Annotated in this window: 14 protein-coding genes; 5 read left to right on the top strand and 9 right to left on the bottom strand. The window is 26.8% G+C overall.

Annotated features, from left to right (window positions below; genetic code table 11):
• Window positions 1-7 precede the first annotated feature (7 nt).
• The 4 genes from grdG to CDIF1296T_RS09180 all read right to left on the bottom strand — a co-directional run bounded on the left by grdG (window position 8) and on the right by CDIF1296T_RS09180 (window position 6,223).
• On the bottom strand, window positions 8-1,294 hold the full coding sequence (grdG, locus tag CDIF1296T_RS09195; protein WP_004454406.1) for a sarcosine reductase complex component B subunit alpha: 1,287 nt from the start codon (window positions 1,292-1,294) through the stop codon (window positions 8-10).
• Window positions 1,295-1,572: 278 nt separating this feature from the next.
• Complete coding sequence (locus CDIF1296T_RS09190; protein ID WP_004454409.1) at window positions 1,573-2,895, bottom strand: sigma-54-dependent transcriptional regulator; 1,323 nt, start codon at window positions 2,893-2,895, stop codon at window positions 1,573-1,575.
• The gene (locus tag CDIF1296T_RS09185; RefSeq protein ID WP_009896876.1) at window positions 2,895-4,889 is read right to left on the bottom strand and encodes an ATP-binding protein; all 1,995 of its coding nucleotides are present in this window, start codon (window positions 4,887-4,889) and stop codon (window positions 2,895-2,897) included. The genes CDIF1296T_RS09190 and CDIF1296T_RS09185 overlap by 1 nt, the downstream gene beginning before the upstream one ends.
• Before the next feature lie 86 nt (window positions 4,890-4,975).
• On the bottom strand, window positions 4,976-6,223 hold the full coding sequence (locus tag CDIF1296T_RS09180) for a GntP family permease (RefSeq protein WP_009893258.1): 1,248 nt from the start codon (window positions 6,221-6,223) through the stop codon (window positions 4,976-4,978).
• Between the two features lie 227 nt (window positions 6,224-6,450).
• On the opposite strand from CDIF1296T_RS09180, the gene CDIF1296T_RS09175 reads away from it, so the two are divergent.
• Window positions 6,451-6,996 (top strand): helix-turn-helix domain-containing protein, encoded by a 546-nt coding sequence (locus CDIF1296T_RS09175; RefSeq protein ID WP_004454415.1) that lies wholly within the window; start codon window positions 6,451-6,453, stop codon window positions 6,994-6,996.
• 13 nt (window positions 6,997-7,009) lie between these two features.
• Window positions 7,010-7,696, top strand: a complete 687-nt coding sequence (locus CDIF1296T_RS09170) for a YjjG family noncanonical pyrimidine nucleotidase (protein ID WP_009896875.1) — start codon at window positions 7,010-7,012, stop codon at window positions 7,694-7,696.
• A 123-nt stretch (window positions 7,697-7,819) separates the two neighbouring features.
• On the opposite strand, the gene CDIF1296T_RS09165 is transcribed toward CDIF1296T_RS09170, so the two are convergent.
• From CDIF1296T_RS09165 to CDIF1296T_RS09150, 4 genes are all read right to left on the bottom strand, one after another.
• Window positions 7,820-8,440 carry a hypothetical protein gene (locus CDIF1296T_RS09165; RefSeq protein WP_009896874.1) on the bottom strand — a complete coding sequence of 207 codons (621 nt, stop codon included), beginning with the start codon at window positions 8,438-8,440 and terminating at the stop codon, window positions 7,820-7,822.
• On the bottom strand, window positions 8,430-9,452 hold the full coding sequence (locus CDIF1296T_RS09160; RefSeq protein WP_009896873.1) for a uroporphyrinogen decarboxylase family protein: 1,023 nt from the start codon (window positions 9,450-9,452) through the stop codon (window positions 8,430-8,432). Before CDIF1296T_RS09160 ends, CDIF1296T_RS09165 begins: the two co-directional genes overlap by 11 nt.
• The gene (locus tag CDIF1296T_RS09155; protein ID WP_004454419.1) at window positions 9,453-10,091 is read right to left on the bottom strand and encodes a cobalamin B12-binding domain-containing protein; all 639 of its coding nucleotides are present in this window, start codon (window positions 10,089-10,091) and stop codon (window positions 9,453-9,455) included. It lies immediately after the preceding gene.
• Window positions 10,092-10,208: 117 nt separating this feature from the next.
• The gene (locus CDIF1296T_RS09150) at window positions 10,209-11,360 is read right to left on the bottom strand and encodes a GNAT family N-acetyltransferase (RefSeq protein WP_018112811.1); all 1,152 of its coding nucleotides are present in this window, start codon (window positions 11,358-11,360) and stop codon (window positions 10,209-10,211) included.
• Between the two features lie 421 nt (window positions 11,361-11,781).
• Between CDIF1296T_RS09150 and CDIF1296T_RS09145 the strand changes: the two genes are divergently transcribed.
• Complete coding sequence (locus CDIF1296T_RS09145) at window positions 11,782-12,594, top strand: Mrp/NBP35 family ATP-binding protein (RefSeq protein WP_003430209.1); 813 nt, start codon at window positions 11,782-11,784, stop codon at window positions 12,592-12,594.
• 88 nt (window positions 12,595-12,682) lie between these two features.
• Here CDIF1296T_RS09145 and CDIF1296T_RS09140 read toward each other — a convergent pair whose 3' ends face one another.
• Complete coding sequence (locus CDIF1296T_RS09140) at window positions 12,683-12,874, bottom strand: hypothetical protein (RefSeq protein WP_003430208.1); 192 nt, start codon at window positions 12,872-12,874, stop codon at window positions 12,683-12,685.
• Between the two features lie 290 nt (window positions 12,875-13,164).
• Here CDIF1296T_RS09140 and CDIF1296T_RS20060 point away from each other — a divergent pair, with 290 nt between their 5' ends.
• Together CDIF1296T_RS20060 and CDIF1296T_RS09130 are read left to right on the top strand one after the other, a co-directional pair.
• The gene (locus CDIF1296T_RS20060; RefSeq protein WP_022621668.1) at window positions 13,165-13,383 is read left to right on the top strand and encodes a helix-turn-helix domain-containing protein; all 219 of its coding nucleotides are present in this window, start codon (window positions 13,165-13,167) and stop codon (window positions 13,381-13,383) included.
• A 308-nt stretch (window positions 13,384-13,691) separates the two neighbouring features.
• Window positions 13,692-15,311, top strand: a complete 1,620-nt coding sequence (locus CDIF1296T_RS09130; protein ID WP_003430205.1) for a Na/Pi cotransporter family protein — start codon at window positions 13,692-13,694, stop codon at window positions 15,309-15,311.
• Window positions 15,312-15,424: the final 113 nt, after the last annotated feature.

Genomic DNA, 15,424 nt, shown 5'->3' with positions numbered 1-15,424 from the left:
TACTTATTTAATAATATCTTGCTGTCAAATGATTATAGCCATTTGCTATAGTTGATGCTATTATAATTTGTAGCTCTGCATCCATGCTTCCGTCTTCATTTAAGCATCCTTTATACCCACCTATCATCATTTCAACATAATCTAAAGTTCCTATAATTTTTTCCATTGCTGGGAAATGAACCACTAGATTTCCTTGACCACAAGAAACAACTGCATCTGCTTCCTTAGTAGCGTCTGCTATAGATTGACTCTTGCCATCTTTTCCAGGAAATTCATCCGTTATCAAAACTACATTTGCTCCAACTTCACTACATTTTCTACAATTCATCATTAGGTCAGTATCTGGATTCCCATAACCTTCTTCTGTCACTAGAACTCCATCAACTCCTAAAAATTCTATTAATTTAGCTACCATATCAGAGCTTCTCTCTTTATCGACTAAGAATACGTTCTCATTAGTCAAAATAACTCCTATAAAGTTTAAATCTTTTCCATGTCTTTTATATAAGTCATGTATAACTGGATTATTTAAATGATGGAATGTTGTAACCTTATCACATGGTGCTACACAGTTTCCAGATATTATAGCTCCGTCCATTATTTCAGTTGGATACATAAATGTAGGCACTATCTGTTTAGCATCCACCCCATAGTAATAAGTGTCATGTAAAAGTCCTTGTGATTGTAACATGTGAACATATGCTACTGTTGGCAGGTCTGGATATTCTTTTACTTGTTTTAATAATGGCTTTGTCTCATATACAATGACTTCATCTGGCTCAACTTCTCTTCCTGCCTCACCTACATATGCACCTATTTTTAATCCTGCAATTCTAGCTGCTTCTTCATAATCATGAGTATCTATACCATCCTTTGCTTTTATAACAATACATATATTATTTGTTTTTGAAAAAGGTGTATATTTAGCAGTAGGACCACTCATATCAATTACGCCTTCTTGAAATCCAACTATATTTCCACAAGTTACAACACAAGCTCCTAAAAGTACATGGGTTCTTCCACTTCCTACAGTCTTCACTTTATTTATAATTCCAGGAAATATTTTGCTTTCATCTCCAATTTTAACTCTAGGCTCTATTACATCTTTAACTGGAGCTATTCTTATTGATTCGCCAGGTCTTGCAAGTTCAACATTTACACTTACAATCCTTTCATCTTCTAATACTATCTTTTCTATTTCTTCGCTACTAATATATAGTACTCCATCTTTTACTTCTGTCTTTTCTCCAAATTCAACATTTTTTATAAATATATTCCCTAGCTCTAGCTTCATATGAAAATCCCCCTTAATATATTTAATCGCAATTAAAAGTATTTATTACGTTTATTAATATATAAAGCATTTTCTATGCCAATTATTTAAAATATATATTCTATGTATTAATGTCATAGAAATTTTCATTTTTAATTTACACCAATATTGAATTTACCAATAATTATTGTAAATATTAATTTTTAAAATTATAATAAAAAAAGATAAACAGATTTTTTCTGTTTATCTTTTAATACAGTTTGAGAAATTTTTTTCTCACTTAATGAGAAGTTTTTTTCTCACTTAATATTATACTCTGATATTTTATTGGTTAACTGTCTTCTACTAATCTCCAATTTTTTAGCTGTATTTGAAATATTATTTCCACACAAAGATAAAACTTTTTCAATATACTCACATTCAAACTCTTTTCTTATTTCTCTTAAAGGTCTAATACTTATTTTATCATCTATGTATACATTATTTGATATTAAATTTAAATTGTCTTTTGATAAATTGCCTTCTTCACTTAAAACTACAAGTCTATTTATTATATTTTTTAATTCTCTTATATTTCCTGGATAATTGTAATTTAATAAAAAATCCTTTACTTCCTTATCAATCGAGTGTATCTTTTTATCATGTTCAATTTGGTACTTATTTAAGAAAAATTCTATAAGAGTAGTTAAGTCTTCTCTTCTCTTTCTTAGCGGTGGTATAGTTATTGTTATTGTACTTATTCTATAAAAAAAATCTTCTCTTATATTTCCATTTGATATTTCCACTTTTGGTTCTTTATTCATAGCACAAATTAACCTAAAGTCAACTTTAATAGATTTATTACTTCCTATCCTCTCTATAGATTTGTCCTCAAGTGTCCTCAAAAGTTTTACCTGAACATTTAGAGGTATATCTCCTATTTCATCCAAAAATAGAGTTCCTTTATTCGAAAGTTCAAATCTACCTTTTCTACTATCTACTGCTCCTGTAAAAGAACCTTTTTCATGACCAAACAACTCAGACTCCAATAGATTTTCTGAAAAAGAACAACAATTTACAGGTACAAATATCTCATTCTTTCTTGGACTTATGCTATGTATATATCTAGCTAATATATCTTTTCCTACACCAGATTCTCCCAAGATTAATATATTAACATCTTTACAAGCAGCTTTTTTTGCTATTTTTATGATATTATTAAAATCTCTATTTTTAGATTCCAAAGTAAATTCCAAATTATTTTTTTGTACAGAAACAGATATTTTACTTGCCTTTACCTTTTCAACTTCTTCTAATAAATTTTCAATGGGATTACTTTTTATAAAATAAGATAAAGCTCCTCTTTTCATAGCATCAACTGCATTTTCAATACTTCCATATCCTGTAACTAATATAACCTCTATATCTCTATTAATAGATTTAATTCTATCTAATAGCTGTACTCCATCCATATTTTTCATCATAACATCAGATAAAACCAAATCATAATTTTTATCTTTTTTAATTATATTTATAGCTTCTTCACCACTTAGTGCTATATCTACAAGATAGCCCTTCTTTTGTAGAATTTTTTTCATTACCACTCCATATTCTAGCTCATCATCAACTAATAGTATTTTCATTATATAGTCACCTCTTTATTTAATGGAATTTTTATATGAAAACAAGTTCCAACCCCCAATTTACTTTCAACACTTATATCTCCATTATTCTTTTTAATCTCATTATAAGTAATGTATAAACCTAAACCAGTTCCCTCACCAATTGGTTTTGTTGTATAGAAGGGATTAAATATGTCCTTTAGGGCATCTTCTTTTATTCCTTCACCATTATCTTTAAAATCTATAAATAAACAATGATTTTTTTCATAACAGTATATAATAATTTTTCCATCTTGATGTATTGCATCTATTGAATTAGAAATTAAATTTATAAATACATGTTTTAACGATTCTCCATTTATATAGCATATTAAATTATGTTCACAGTCAATTTTTATTTCAACATTCTTTAACTGTAACATTTTATATTGAAGTTTCACTATATTTTCAATAAAATTTCTTATATTTATATGTTCTAAATTATCATCTGATATTCTTGCGAAATTTAACAAGTTGGTTATTATATTACTTGCTCTATCTACATTACTTTCTATTGATTTAACACAATCATTTACTTCTTCCATTGTAACGTTATCTTTTAAGAGATAGCAATTATTTCTTATTATACCCAAAGGATTTCTTATCTCATGTGCTACCCCAGAAGCTAATTGTCCTATAGATATCATTTTGTTTTCTCTAAGTAATTTCGCCTCTACTATTTTATCATTAGTTATATCTTTAATAAGAACTACTATATACTCAGTATTATTTTTTTTATACTCTACAGGAAAAGTGTTTATCTTTAAAATTTTATTGTGTATTTCTATTTCACTAGTTTTATTAGTATTTTCAGAGAAGGTATTTTCAATAACACCTTTTATCATGCTAATCAAATCTGCTATCTTATAACTCATTTCACCCATAAAGTCATATAGTACTTTGTTCGATTCTACTATATTGTTATTTTCATCTACAAGCATTATTATATCTGTAATACTATTAAAAGTTGCCTCTAAAGTTTTTTTATTTTCTATTACCTGTTCTGTTTTCCTTTTGATTTCTATCTTTAACAAATATGTATAGCTATAAAAAACATAAATTGATATTAAAATTATACCTATAAAAAGATAAATACTAGGCACAATTCCTCGCTCATACAATATATCATCAACTTCATTATACGTAGAATACCATTTTTTCTTTAAATCTTTATACACTCCATTTTTCTGAAGTTTAAAAATGCCTTTATTTAAAATACTAACCAGCTCTTCATATTGTTTAGGTACAGCAAGAACTGCTTTTTTAGTATATATAGGATTACTTAAAACACTGTATTTATTTGAAAGTCCATAATTATTTATATAGTATCGCAATACTGGTTCATCACCAACAACTGCGTCTACTTTTCCAGACATTAAATGGTTGACTCCAGTCTTTATATCTGGAGTCAATAAAATGTTTATATCTTGAATTTTTTGCTTTAAAAAATTTATAGAATAATCACCTTCTGGAATTGCTACTGTTTTCCCCTTTAAATCCATGTAACTATTTATATCCTGGGACTTTTTATCTTTCAATATATTTGCACTCAAAGTGTATATTGGGTCAGTAAATATAAATTTATTTGCCCTTTCTTTTGATGGAATCAAGTCAAAAAACTTTATACTATCATCTATTGAATTTACGAAAGATTCTTTCCACCAATTATTTGGTTTAAAATAAAAATCTCTACCAATTTGAATTGACAGAGAATTTATTAAATCAACAATAATTCCCTTATACTGTCCATCTTCCTTACCTTTATATCTCAAAGGAGGTGAACTTTGGTCAGAGCTGTAAATCAAATTCTTGTGTTTTTCTAACCACTTTTTTTCTTCTTCTGTAAATGGAAGTGACTTCTTAATATATTCAAATACATTTAAATTATACTCCATATTTACATACATATTTGTAAGTGAAAATACTACTAAAAATGAATAAATAATCCCTATAATAACAATCTTTTTTTTATTCACTTTAAAACTCCAATCTTCTTTTTTACTATAATAAATTCAATATTTAATAACAAAATCCTACTTTTTTCATTAAATATTTATATTTATTATAAAACTAATTGAATAGATGTTGAAATTATAGTCATTACTATTCCTATCAATGCTTCATATGGAATTAACTTAAATCTTTCACCTATATCCATGTTTATACTACCTGAACTAGTATGAAATAGTGAGCCATGCGGTAATTGCTCGAATACACTAGAACCAGCATTTACTATTGATGCACCTGAAATCGGTGATAGCCCACCATTTATTATAGCATCATGAAAAGTAGATGATGCTATAGTAGCACCAGCTGTTGATGATGCTGTTGCTAATGACATAAGTATACCCGAAACTGGTGCCAATAAAAATTGTGGCATATTTAAAAATTGTAAAGCACCTATTGTACTCTGTTGTAATTCAGACATCTGTATAATTCCTGCGATAGTCCCTGTTCCAAGTAATAATATGCATACCCCTTGCATCTTAGATAATCCAAAAGCTAAATATTCTCTTGAATTGTTCAAGTTTCCTGTGACAATTAGAGTTACGATTCCTCCTATTGGAAGGGCTATCATTGGGTCTATAACTATAGGAGATACATTTCCTAAAAACAATAGAAATATAGCTATAATTGGACCACATAATGATTTAAATAAACTTGGTAAATCTTCTCTTTGCTCTAAAATTTCATATGATTGTACTTTATTTCCTTTATTTATTAATATACTTGCTAAAATAACTGTAATAACAACTCCAATAATTGCTGGAATTATATTTGCCATCATAACACTAGAGAGATTGACAGAAAAATTATCTGCTACTGCTATAGTATTTGGATTTGGTGATATTATATTACCTGCTTTACCCCCTCCCAACATAGCTAATAGTATTGACAATTTAGAATAATTTAATTTTCTACCTATATATAATCCTATAGGTGCTACAGTTATTATAGATACATCCAAATTTACGCCTACTCCAGCAAGTACCATAGTTGAAATGGCAATCGAAAATAAAGCCCTCTTTTCACCAAATATTTTTACAATCTGTTCTGATATTTTATCTACTGCCCCTGTTTTTATTAAACTTCCAGCTAATACACCTGATGCCAAAGCTCTAAGAATTGATGGTGATATATTCATAGCTCCATTTGCCATAAAATCTACAGTTTGTGTTATATTTGCTCCTCCAACTAATCCTCCAATAAATGCTCCTAACATTAAACTATATACAGCTTGAAATTTTTTTATAATTAAAATAATTGCTATTAATAAACCAAATATAGCTCCAAAAGTCGTTATTTGCATAATATCCCCTCCTATCATAAATTAACTATCTTTTGCTTAATTTTATTTAAATATATTTTAAGTATTCTGTATCCACTTTGTCAATTATATTTTAATTTATTTAATTATATTGAACATAGTTTTTTCAAAACCTAATTCTATATGTTATAATAATTTCATACTACATAATCATTTTACTTGATTATTTTAAGTTAATATTTTTTAAATTAAAAAGAGAGGATATTTATATGAATGATTTAAATTTAGGGGAAAAAATAGCTGAAGTTCGAAAAAAACAAAACTTAAGTATTCGAGATTTAGCAAAACTAGCTGATGTTACACCATCATTATTGAGCCAAATAGAACGAGGTCTTGCTAATCCATCTGTAAATTCATTAAAATCTATAGCCTCTTCTCTAAATGTTCCTTTATTTACATTTTTTGTATCTGAAGTAGATAAAAAAAACTTGATAGTAAGACATGATAATAGAAAAAAAGTTATTTTACCTGGAAGCAAAGAAGTTATATATGAGATTTTAATTCCAGACTCTAGTGGTAATTTAGAATTTGCAATTATGGATTTAGCTCCAAACACTTCTTCTTGTGTTGATAGGATTACTCATAATGGAGATGAAATTGCATATGTTTTGGAGGGAGAAGTTAAACTTTTTATGGATGATGATGAATTTACTTTGTCCAAAGGAGATAGTGTAAAAGTTCCTTTAGGAACAAAACATAAATGGCAAAATGACTCAAATAGTGAAAGTAAAGTAATTTTTGCAGTCATCTTGTAAAGGAGTAAAAACCATGAAGACATATAAATTTATATTTTTTGATGCAGATGATACTTTATTTGATTTTAAGAAAAGTGAATCACATGCTTTTAAAAAACTTCTATCTGAGTTTGATTTAGAATTTAATTTTGAGAATTATATAGAGTCATATAGAAATATAAGTGATAAGCTTTGGCTCGACCTTGAAAAAAATATTATAACTTTGAATGAACTTAAATTACTTAGATTTGAACTTTTTGCAAATAAAATATCTTTGGATGTTGATTCTGAAACTCTTAGCAAAATGTACTTAAATTTTTTAGGTGAATGTACATTTTTAATTCCAGGTGCAATCGATATATTACAATATCTTAAAAAAAAGTATACTATTGTTATAATAACAAATGGAATTTCTGCAGTTCAAAAGAAAAGACTTGAAAATTCAAAAATAAAAGAATATATTGATGGAATGGTTGTATCTGAAGAGTTGAAAATATCAAAACCAAATCCTGAAATATTTAAATACGCTCTCAAAAAGTTTAATTGTCATGATAAATCTTCTGCCTTAATGATTGGGGATAGCTTAACCTCTGATGTCTTAGGTGGAATAAATTCAGGAATAGATACTTGTTGGTTAAATTCCAATAACAGTATAAATTATACTAATCATATACCAACTTATGAAATAAATACACTTATTGAATTAAAGAAACTACTATAGTTTGTAAGTCTGTTCAAATTAAATAGAATATTACTTTGCAATAATTTTTTTAGTTTATACATAAAATGACCAAAAAAATTATTGCAATTCATACACAAAACAAATCTTAGTCTTGAAAACTAGTTAAAAGCATTTTCTAGGACATTTGCTACATCTTGATTCTAAATTTTCTTCATCCCCCATTAAAATAAGCATTGCAACACTTTTTATGGGGGATAGTTGATGATAATCATTGATTTCTATTTCTATACTATTATATTTATTTTTTACATAGTTATAAATATCCTTTTGTCTCTCTACTTCAAAATCTTTATCTCCTGGATATATTTCATGCGATATTTTGAGACTATCATACTTTCCTTTTAAATACATTTTTATTTTCTCATTAATACAATCTAAACATACTATACCTATTTTATCCAATGCTAGCCCTGCCATCATATTGCAATTTTCCATATAGTCATTCATCTTAATATCAATTTTATCCCCTATTGTATATAGTACAGCAAATGCTTTTTTACATTCTTTAGGTGTTTTATTAATATCAACTTCACTTATATATATCTTGATATCTAAAATATCATTTATATTTCTTATTTCTCTTTCAACGATTTTACTAATTGTATCTGGAGCTTTTCTATTTCCATACCCCAAAAACTTTAGCACAATATTCTTATCTATAAAAATATCATCTAAATTTATATCCTTTAAAAGATATTTATTTTTATTACTATTATAATTCATCAATATCAATCCTATCTAATTCTTTATAACTAATTCTTCCTGCCTTTATAGCTGCTTGTAAATTTTCTACTGGAGTGGTATTTAAGCAGTTACAGCCAAAATCACATAAAAAGTTATCATATCCTCTCATCTTCTTTAACAATTTTAGTGTCTCTCTTCTAATCTTATCTGGCTTAGAACGTCCAAGAAGTTTTATTGGGTCTAAATTACCAATCAAAACTATATCTCTAGGAATCATTGGAGCAATTTCTTCATAGTCTAAAATTTGGTCTAAACTTACTGCATCTATATTACAACTTAGCATATTATCTAATAATTCTCTGGTGTCTCCACATATATGCATACCTTTCCAACAATCAAGTTCATTGTAGATTTTATTTAAATTTTTTACTATAAATTCATCAAATCTATCTTTACTTAGGGTTACTGATGTTGGCTCTGCTATTGAAATATATTTTGCTCCTGCTTTATTTGCAGCTACAGCATATCTTCTTACCAATTCAGTTGTAAATTCCAATAATTCTTCTACAAATTTTTTATCAGTTATTATACATCTTAAAAGTTGAGTAGCTCCAGCTAATTGACCTGCAAGTGTAAATGGACCTTGTATCGATTCATATAGTGGTTTTTTAATACTTTTTGATATAACTGATAAGCTCTCTATATTGAGTGGCATACGTCCACTCGTATAAGGGTCTGGAACATCTAATTTTCTTAATTTATCTCTGTCAGTTATAGTATGTGTCAATACACTTGGAAAATCATAATCTGGTCTTAATGTCTCTAAACCCAGAGTTTCACAAAATGTAATCCCATCACAGAATGAGTATATAAAATCTGATTCAAAATACTTGTCCATAGTCTTTGCTAATTCTAATTGCAAATCTACACTATCATATACTTCATATGCCTTTTTATTTATTAAGAACAATCCATTTGTACCCATATCAGGCAGAAAAAAACCTCTATCTTCACTATTTATATACTGAAGTAAAGTCATATCTGAAAACATTTAAACTTCACCTCCTATAAGTTTATTTATTAATTTAACTGCTTTTGGAGCATTTGAACTGTATCCATCTGCTCCTATTTCTTCTGCAAACTCCATACTTACAGGTCCTCCACCAATTATTACTTTTGGTCTTTTATCTATCTCAATCATATTAAGTTCGTCTATAACCGATTTCATATTTTCCATTGTAGTTGTCATCATTGAAGATAAGCCTATTATATCTACATTGTTTTTTATAGCTTCTTCTATTATATCTTCACTTTTTCTATTTACACCTAAGTCAATAACCTTATATCCAGTGGCTTCTACCATTACTTTTACAATATTTTTTCCTATCTCATGAGTATCTCCTTCTACTACAGACATCAGAATTACTCCCTTTGATTTTTTCTTTACTTTTCCAGTTCCCTTCAAAAGATTAATACCTTTATTTAATGCATCTGTGCATACTATAACTTCTGAAAGATAGTATTCCTTATTCTCAAACTTATCTAAAGCTCCTATCATACCTTTGTTTAAACCATATTCATAAATATCTTCCACATCAATATTTTTATCTATAGCAATTTTTACTAAATTCTCTATATTATCTACACCCATATTTAATATACATTCTGCTATATCATCAAGTATGTCCATATAATACTCATCCTTTCTAATTACTTACAAAATTGCTTTTTCAATATCCAATAATTTCTCTTATTTAACAAGGACTAACTCTAGGTATCAATCAATTTTATTTAATATCATCTAAAACTATTGATAATTTAAATTTGCAGTCCATGGAAAATCTACAGGAAATGCCTTTGTAGCAAATTCATATATACTTTTTAGATGTTTAAAGTCATTGTACTGTTCCTCATTTTTTTCAAAAAACAGTTTATTAAGCTTATCCAAATTTTCTATTACAAGTTCTTCTTCTTTGTATTTAATAATATATTTATTTTCAACTTGTTTAAATTCCATGTATTTTAGTAATTCAAAATCTACATATTGACTAAAATAACTTCTTAAACTATCACACAACTTAGTAAAATTTATTATTTTCATAGTTCCTTGTTGATAATCCAAAGATTTTGTCCCATTACATTTCAACTGGTCTTTAAGATTTTTCACATGTACTTTATAATTTAAATATTCTAATCCAAATTTATTTGCAACATATTTCAATATATTTTCAACATTTACAGAGTTTAACCCTATTTCAGCAACTTCTCCTACAGTAGAATCTTCTTTTTTTATTGTTCTTATTATCAAATATCCTATTATATTATTATTTTCCTTTATAAATACCTTCTTGTAACCAATTGGTCCCCAGGCAATAGTTGCTGCATGCAATAGTTTTTGAAACTCATCTCTCGTTCTTATAAATCTAGTACTATTTTGATTATATAGTTCAATCATTTTATCTAAATCATTATCTTTTTCAAAATTAGTTTCATCAAATTCAACTATTTCATATGCTATTTTTACATCTTCAGGTTTTATTGTATATTTATAAAAACTCTTTACCAAACTACAATTTCTTCTACTGTATAGACTTCTTGTTCCTGATATAATTACAATATCTACACCATCATAAAACATTTTTTCTTCTACTTTATCCAATATCTTAGATGAATAGCCTCTCTTTTCATAATCTGGATGAGTACATACTCCACCTATAGCTGCAACCTTCAATCTGTTTCCTTGAATAGATACATCCTGAATTAGATAGTTTACATCAGAAACCACTTTATCATCTTCTGATATTATAATCATATTTTCTATATTATTTTTACTTAGTAAAAGAGGAAATTCTTCCATCATAGTTGGTTTATGATTTCTTGATATTCTAAATACATAGTTTATTAATTCTATTACTTTATCAAATTCTTCTAATTTTGCACTTCTTGGTCTTAATTCCATTCATATTCCTCCAAATATTATTTAAGATACTTAAAACTCTATTATCTATAATAAAACATTTATTACTACAGTTCTAATTATATCTTTTTTCTTTACAATTTTTAATTGTTTTTTTTAGCAAATTTTTATAAAATATAAACCTAATTTATAGTTAAACTTATAAAATAACCCGTTATGTATAATATATTAAAATATTTTCTATATATTTATATGACTAAGTTCTATAACTAAATTGAAATAATCACTTTTTCAAGAATGTTATAATTTTTTTATTGTATTCTTTTTGCTATAGTCTATGAATAAATCAATAGAAAATCTTCTAAGTTGCTTTTAAATAATGACTTTATGGTTCAATTGTACTAAAATAGTATATGTAGGTTACAAATAATCTAATAAATATTAAAGTTTGGAGGTAATAGATATGGCAGATTGTAATTCATGTCCATCAAAGGGAAATTGTAATAGTCAATCAAATTGTTCTATTGAAAATAACCCTAACAATAAATTTGGAAAAATAATTGGTGTTATGAGTGGGAAGGGTGGAGTTGGAAAATCAACTGTAACTGCTTTACTTGCTAATAAGCTAAACAAAATGGGATATAAGGTTGGTATATTAGACTCAGATATAACTGGACCAAGTATTCCTAGACTTATGGGTGTAAAAAATGTAAAAGCTTATTCTGATGGCTCTTATATTTACCCTGTAGAAAACTCAAATAACATAAAAGTAATGTCTATAAACCTTATGATAGATGATGAAAATGAACCTGTTGTTTGGAGAGGACCTTTACTTGGAGGGGTTGTAAAGCAATTTTATACTGATGTACTTTGGGAAGAATTAGACTATTTATTAATAGATATGCCTCCTGGTACTGGAGATGTTGCCTTAACAGTTATGCAATCTATTCCTATAAGTGGAATAGTTATGGTTTCAGTACCTCAAGATTTGGTATCTATGATTGTATCAAAAGCTGTTAATATGGCTAAAAAAATGAACATAAATGTCCTTGGAGTTATTGAAAATATGAGTTATATCCAATGTCCTGATTGTTCTAAAAAAATCAAGTTATTTGAAGGAGAATCTACTGAAAAGTTTTTAGATGATTTAGACTTAGAACTTTTAGGAGAACTTCCTATGACTAAAGAAATTATAGATATTACTCATAATGGAGTTACAGAAATTAGTGATGATTTAGATTCAATATTGACTAATGTTGTTGAAAAAATTAAATAAATAAAAATTTTATAATTTTATATTTATCAAAAAAAGAGGCTTGTATTTATTTTATAATCATACAAATAAATATAAACCTCTTTTATGTTTATCTATGTTTTAAATACACAAAATATTCTTCTACTTCATCTCCATTTTTTACTTTTACTAAATATTCATTATAATGAGCATTATATGGCTGTGTCATTTTGCATTCTATTACATTTTCTATGTCTTCTAATTCTAAAAGTTCTACATCCTTTAAAAATTTTCTTTCTATGAGTTCCATTAATCTTTCCATAATATATCCTCACTTCCCCTATAATTAAGATAAACTATATATCCTCTTAATACAGAGTTTATCTTAATTATATTATATCCAATATATTACAGTTTCTAACATCATTCATAAATTATTTTAACAAATAGAGATTGATTTTTTAATAAATATGCCTTGATAAAATGAAACATAGACCAACTCTTAGTTTTATGTAAAGAAAACTTAAAGAAAACTATAGATTATATTCACAAAAATTACTCAGAAGATATAACAGTAAGTAATATATGTAATGAATTACAACTTAATAAAAGTTGTTTTTTTCTTTGTTTAAGAAAAAAAGTGGATATACTTTTACTAATTTTTTAAGTAAAGTTAGAGTTGAAAAAAGCAAAAAGTATATATTAAAAAAAGACTTGTCTACTTTAGACGTTGCTGTACTAATTGGATTCAATAGTCAAAATTACTATAGTATAATTTTTAAAAAGTTTAATAACTTTACACCAATTGAATATAAAAATATTTATAACTAAAAAATATCATTCTAAAAAGATGTTATTTTTTTACATATTTTTTACAATTATAGTTAATTCTTTGTTAAATTGATTGTACATAAAATACTAAAAATCTAAGTTCAAGTATTTAAATTGCTATATATCATAAATTTTCTAAAATTAACAACAACTTAAAAATTTAACATTCTCTTAACGTATACTTAACAAAACATTAATATTTTTATTGACAAAATTTGTTATTCTATATTATGGAAACAATAAATTTTAGTTAATAAAGTTTATAATTCAGATAAAAAAATTATTAATTTCTTAAGGGAGGAAATATCGTGAATATAGTAATTAGCCTTATCGGTGGACTTGGACTTTTTCTTTACGGAATGAGTTTAATGGGAGAAGGTTTACAAAAATCAGCAGGAGACAAATTAAAAAAAATTATTGAACTCTTAACAAGTAATGTTGTTATGGGTGTACTGGTGGGTACAGTCGTTACAGGTATTATACAAAGTTCAAGTGCTACTACTGTTATGGTTGTAGGATTTGTAAATGCAGGTATAATGAATCTAAGTCAAGCTATTGGTGTAATAATGGGGGCAAATATAGGTACTACAGTTACTGCTCAATTAGTTTCATTTAATCTTGAAGGAATTGCACCAATTGCTTTAGGTATAGGTATTTTATTCTATTTATTTACATCAAATCAAAAAACAAAGCATTTATCTGAGATACTTATAGGTTTCGGTATATTATTTACAGGAATGGAGTTTATGAAAGATGCAGTAGCTCCACTTGCTGAATACAAAGCATTCACTGATGCACTTTTATATTTTAGTAAAAATCCTGTATTAGGTATATTGGCAGGATTTGCCATAACTGGTATTGTTCAAAGTTCAAGTGCATCTATGGGTATGTTAATAGCACTAGCTTCTCAAGGAATACTTCCTCTATCATCTGCTTTACCTATTCTTTATGGAGATAATATAGGTACTTGTGTTACTTCACTTTTATCAAGTGTTGGTGCAAGTAGAAATGCTCGACGTGCAGCTGTAATGCATTTAAGTTTTAATGTAATTGGTACAATAATATTTATGCTTGTTTTAAATAAACCTATATCAGCCATAGTTACTCATTTTGACCCAACTGATACAGCTAGACAAATAGCAAATGCACATACTTTATTTAATCTTACAAATGTTATAATATTATTACCATTTTCTAAATACATAGTTAAATTAGCAAATAGACTTATACCTATTAAAGAAACTGAATCAGAAATAGTAAATAATACTAAGTACTTAGATGAAAGGATGTTTAGCACTCCATCTATAGCACTTGGTAATACTGTACAAGAAGTTGTAAGAATGGGTCATAAAGCTACAAACTCTTTGGAACATTCAATTGCAGGATTTTTAAATAAGAGCAATGAAGATATTAATAAAGCTTTTGAGTCAGAAAAAGTTGTCAATAAGTTACAGAAAGATATATTGAACTATTTGTTAAAACTTTCTAAAGAACCTCTTAGAGATGATGAACGCTTTAGAACAGATTTGCTTTTTAATACTGTAAATGACATTGAAAGAGTCTCTGACCATGCAGAAAATATAGCTGAATTGGCCATGAGTGTTAAGGAAATGAACATTAGTTTTTCTGATAGTGCGATAAGAGAAATATACGAAATATACAATAAGACAATTACTAATTTTAAGGATGCCTTAATAGTTTTAGATGTTAAAGATTTTGAGTTAGCAAATAAAGTTTTAGAAGTTGAAAATGAAGTAAATTATTTAGAAAAAACTTTTAGAAATTCACATATGATTAGACTAAATAATGGAAGTTGTACAATTGATGCTGGTGTACTTTATCTTGACTTACTTACTAATCTAGAAAGAATTTCTGACCACTCAACAAATATAGTAAAACAAGTACTAAAACTTAAACAAAAAATATAGTGATTATTTTTATATATAATCTTAATCAATGAGAAGTAAGAAGCTATAGATAATGCTTATATCATTTATGGCTTCTTATTTTTTATGTAATACTCAAATTTTTATAGTATTCT

The sequence above is a fragment of the Clostridioides difficile ATCC 9689 = DSM 1296 genome, assembly GCF_001077535.1.
Taxonomy (GTDB): domain Bacteria; phylum Bacillota; class Clostridia; order Peptostreptococcales; family Peptostreptococcaceae; genus Clostridioides; species Clostridioides difficile.
The sequence above is the reverse complement of the archived record's forward strand: the minus strand, read 5'-3'. Positions and strand labels throughout refer to the sequence as shown.

Bases quoted from the DNA above. Each gene is read 5' to 3' on its own strand.
- CDIF1296T_RS09190 (WP_004454409.1), bottom strand. From the start codon at position 2,895: ATGAAAATACTATTAGTTGATGATGAGCTAGAATATGGAGTGGTAATG.
- grdG (WP_004454406.1), bottom strand. From the start codon at position 1,294: ATGAAGCTAGAGCTAGGGAATATATTTATAAAAAATGTTGAATTTGGA.
- CDIF1296T_RS09175 (WP_004454415.1), top strand. From the start codon at position 6,451: ATGAATGATTTAAATTTAGGGGAAAAAATAGCTGAAGTTCGAAAAAAA.
- CDIF1296T_RS09180 (WP_009893258.1), bottom strand. From the start codon at position 6,223: ATGCAAATAACGACTTTTGGAGCTATATTTGGTTTATTAATAGCAATT.
- CDIF1296T_RS09140 (WP_003430208.1), bottom strand. From the start codon at position 12,874: ATGGAAAGATTAATGGAACTCATAGAAAGAAAATTTTTAAAGGATGTA.
- CDIF1296T_RS09160 (WP_009896873.1), bottom strand. From the start codon at position 9,452: ATGTTTTCAGATATGACTTTACTTCAGTATATAAATAGTGAAGATAGA.
- CDIF1296T_RS09165 (WP_009896874.1), bottom strand. From the start codon at position 8,440: ATGAATTATAATAGTAATAAAAATAAATATCTTTTAAAGGATATAAAT.
- CDIF1296T_RS09150 (WP_018112811.1), bottom strand. From the start codon at position 11,360: ATGGAATTAAGACCAAGAAGTGCAAAATTAGAAGAATTTGATAAAGTA.
- CDIF1296T_RS09145 (WP_003430209.1), top strand. From the start codon at position 11,782: ATGGCAGATTGTAATTCATGTCCATCAAAGGGAAATTGTAATAGTCAA.
- CDIF1296T_RS09170 (WP_009896875.1), top strand. From the start codon at position 7,010: ATGAAGACATATAAATTTATATTTTTTGATGCAGATGATACTTTATTT.
- CDIF1296T_RS09155 (WP_004454419.1), bottom strand. From the start codon at position 10,091: ATGGACATACTTGATGATATAGCAGAATGTATATTAAATATGGGTGTA.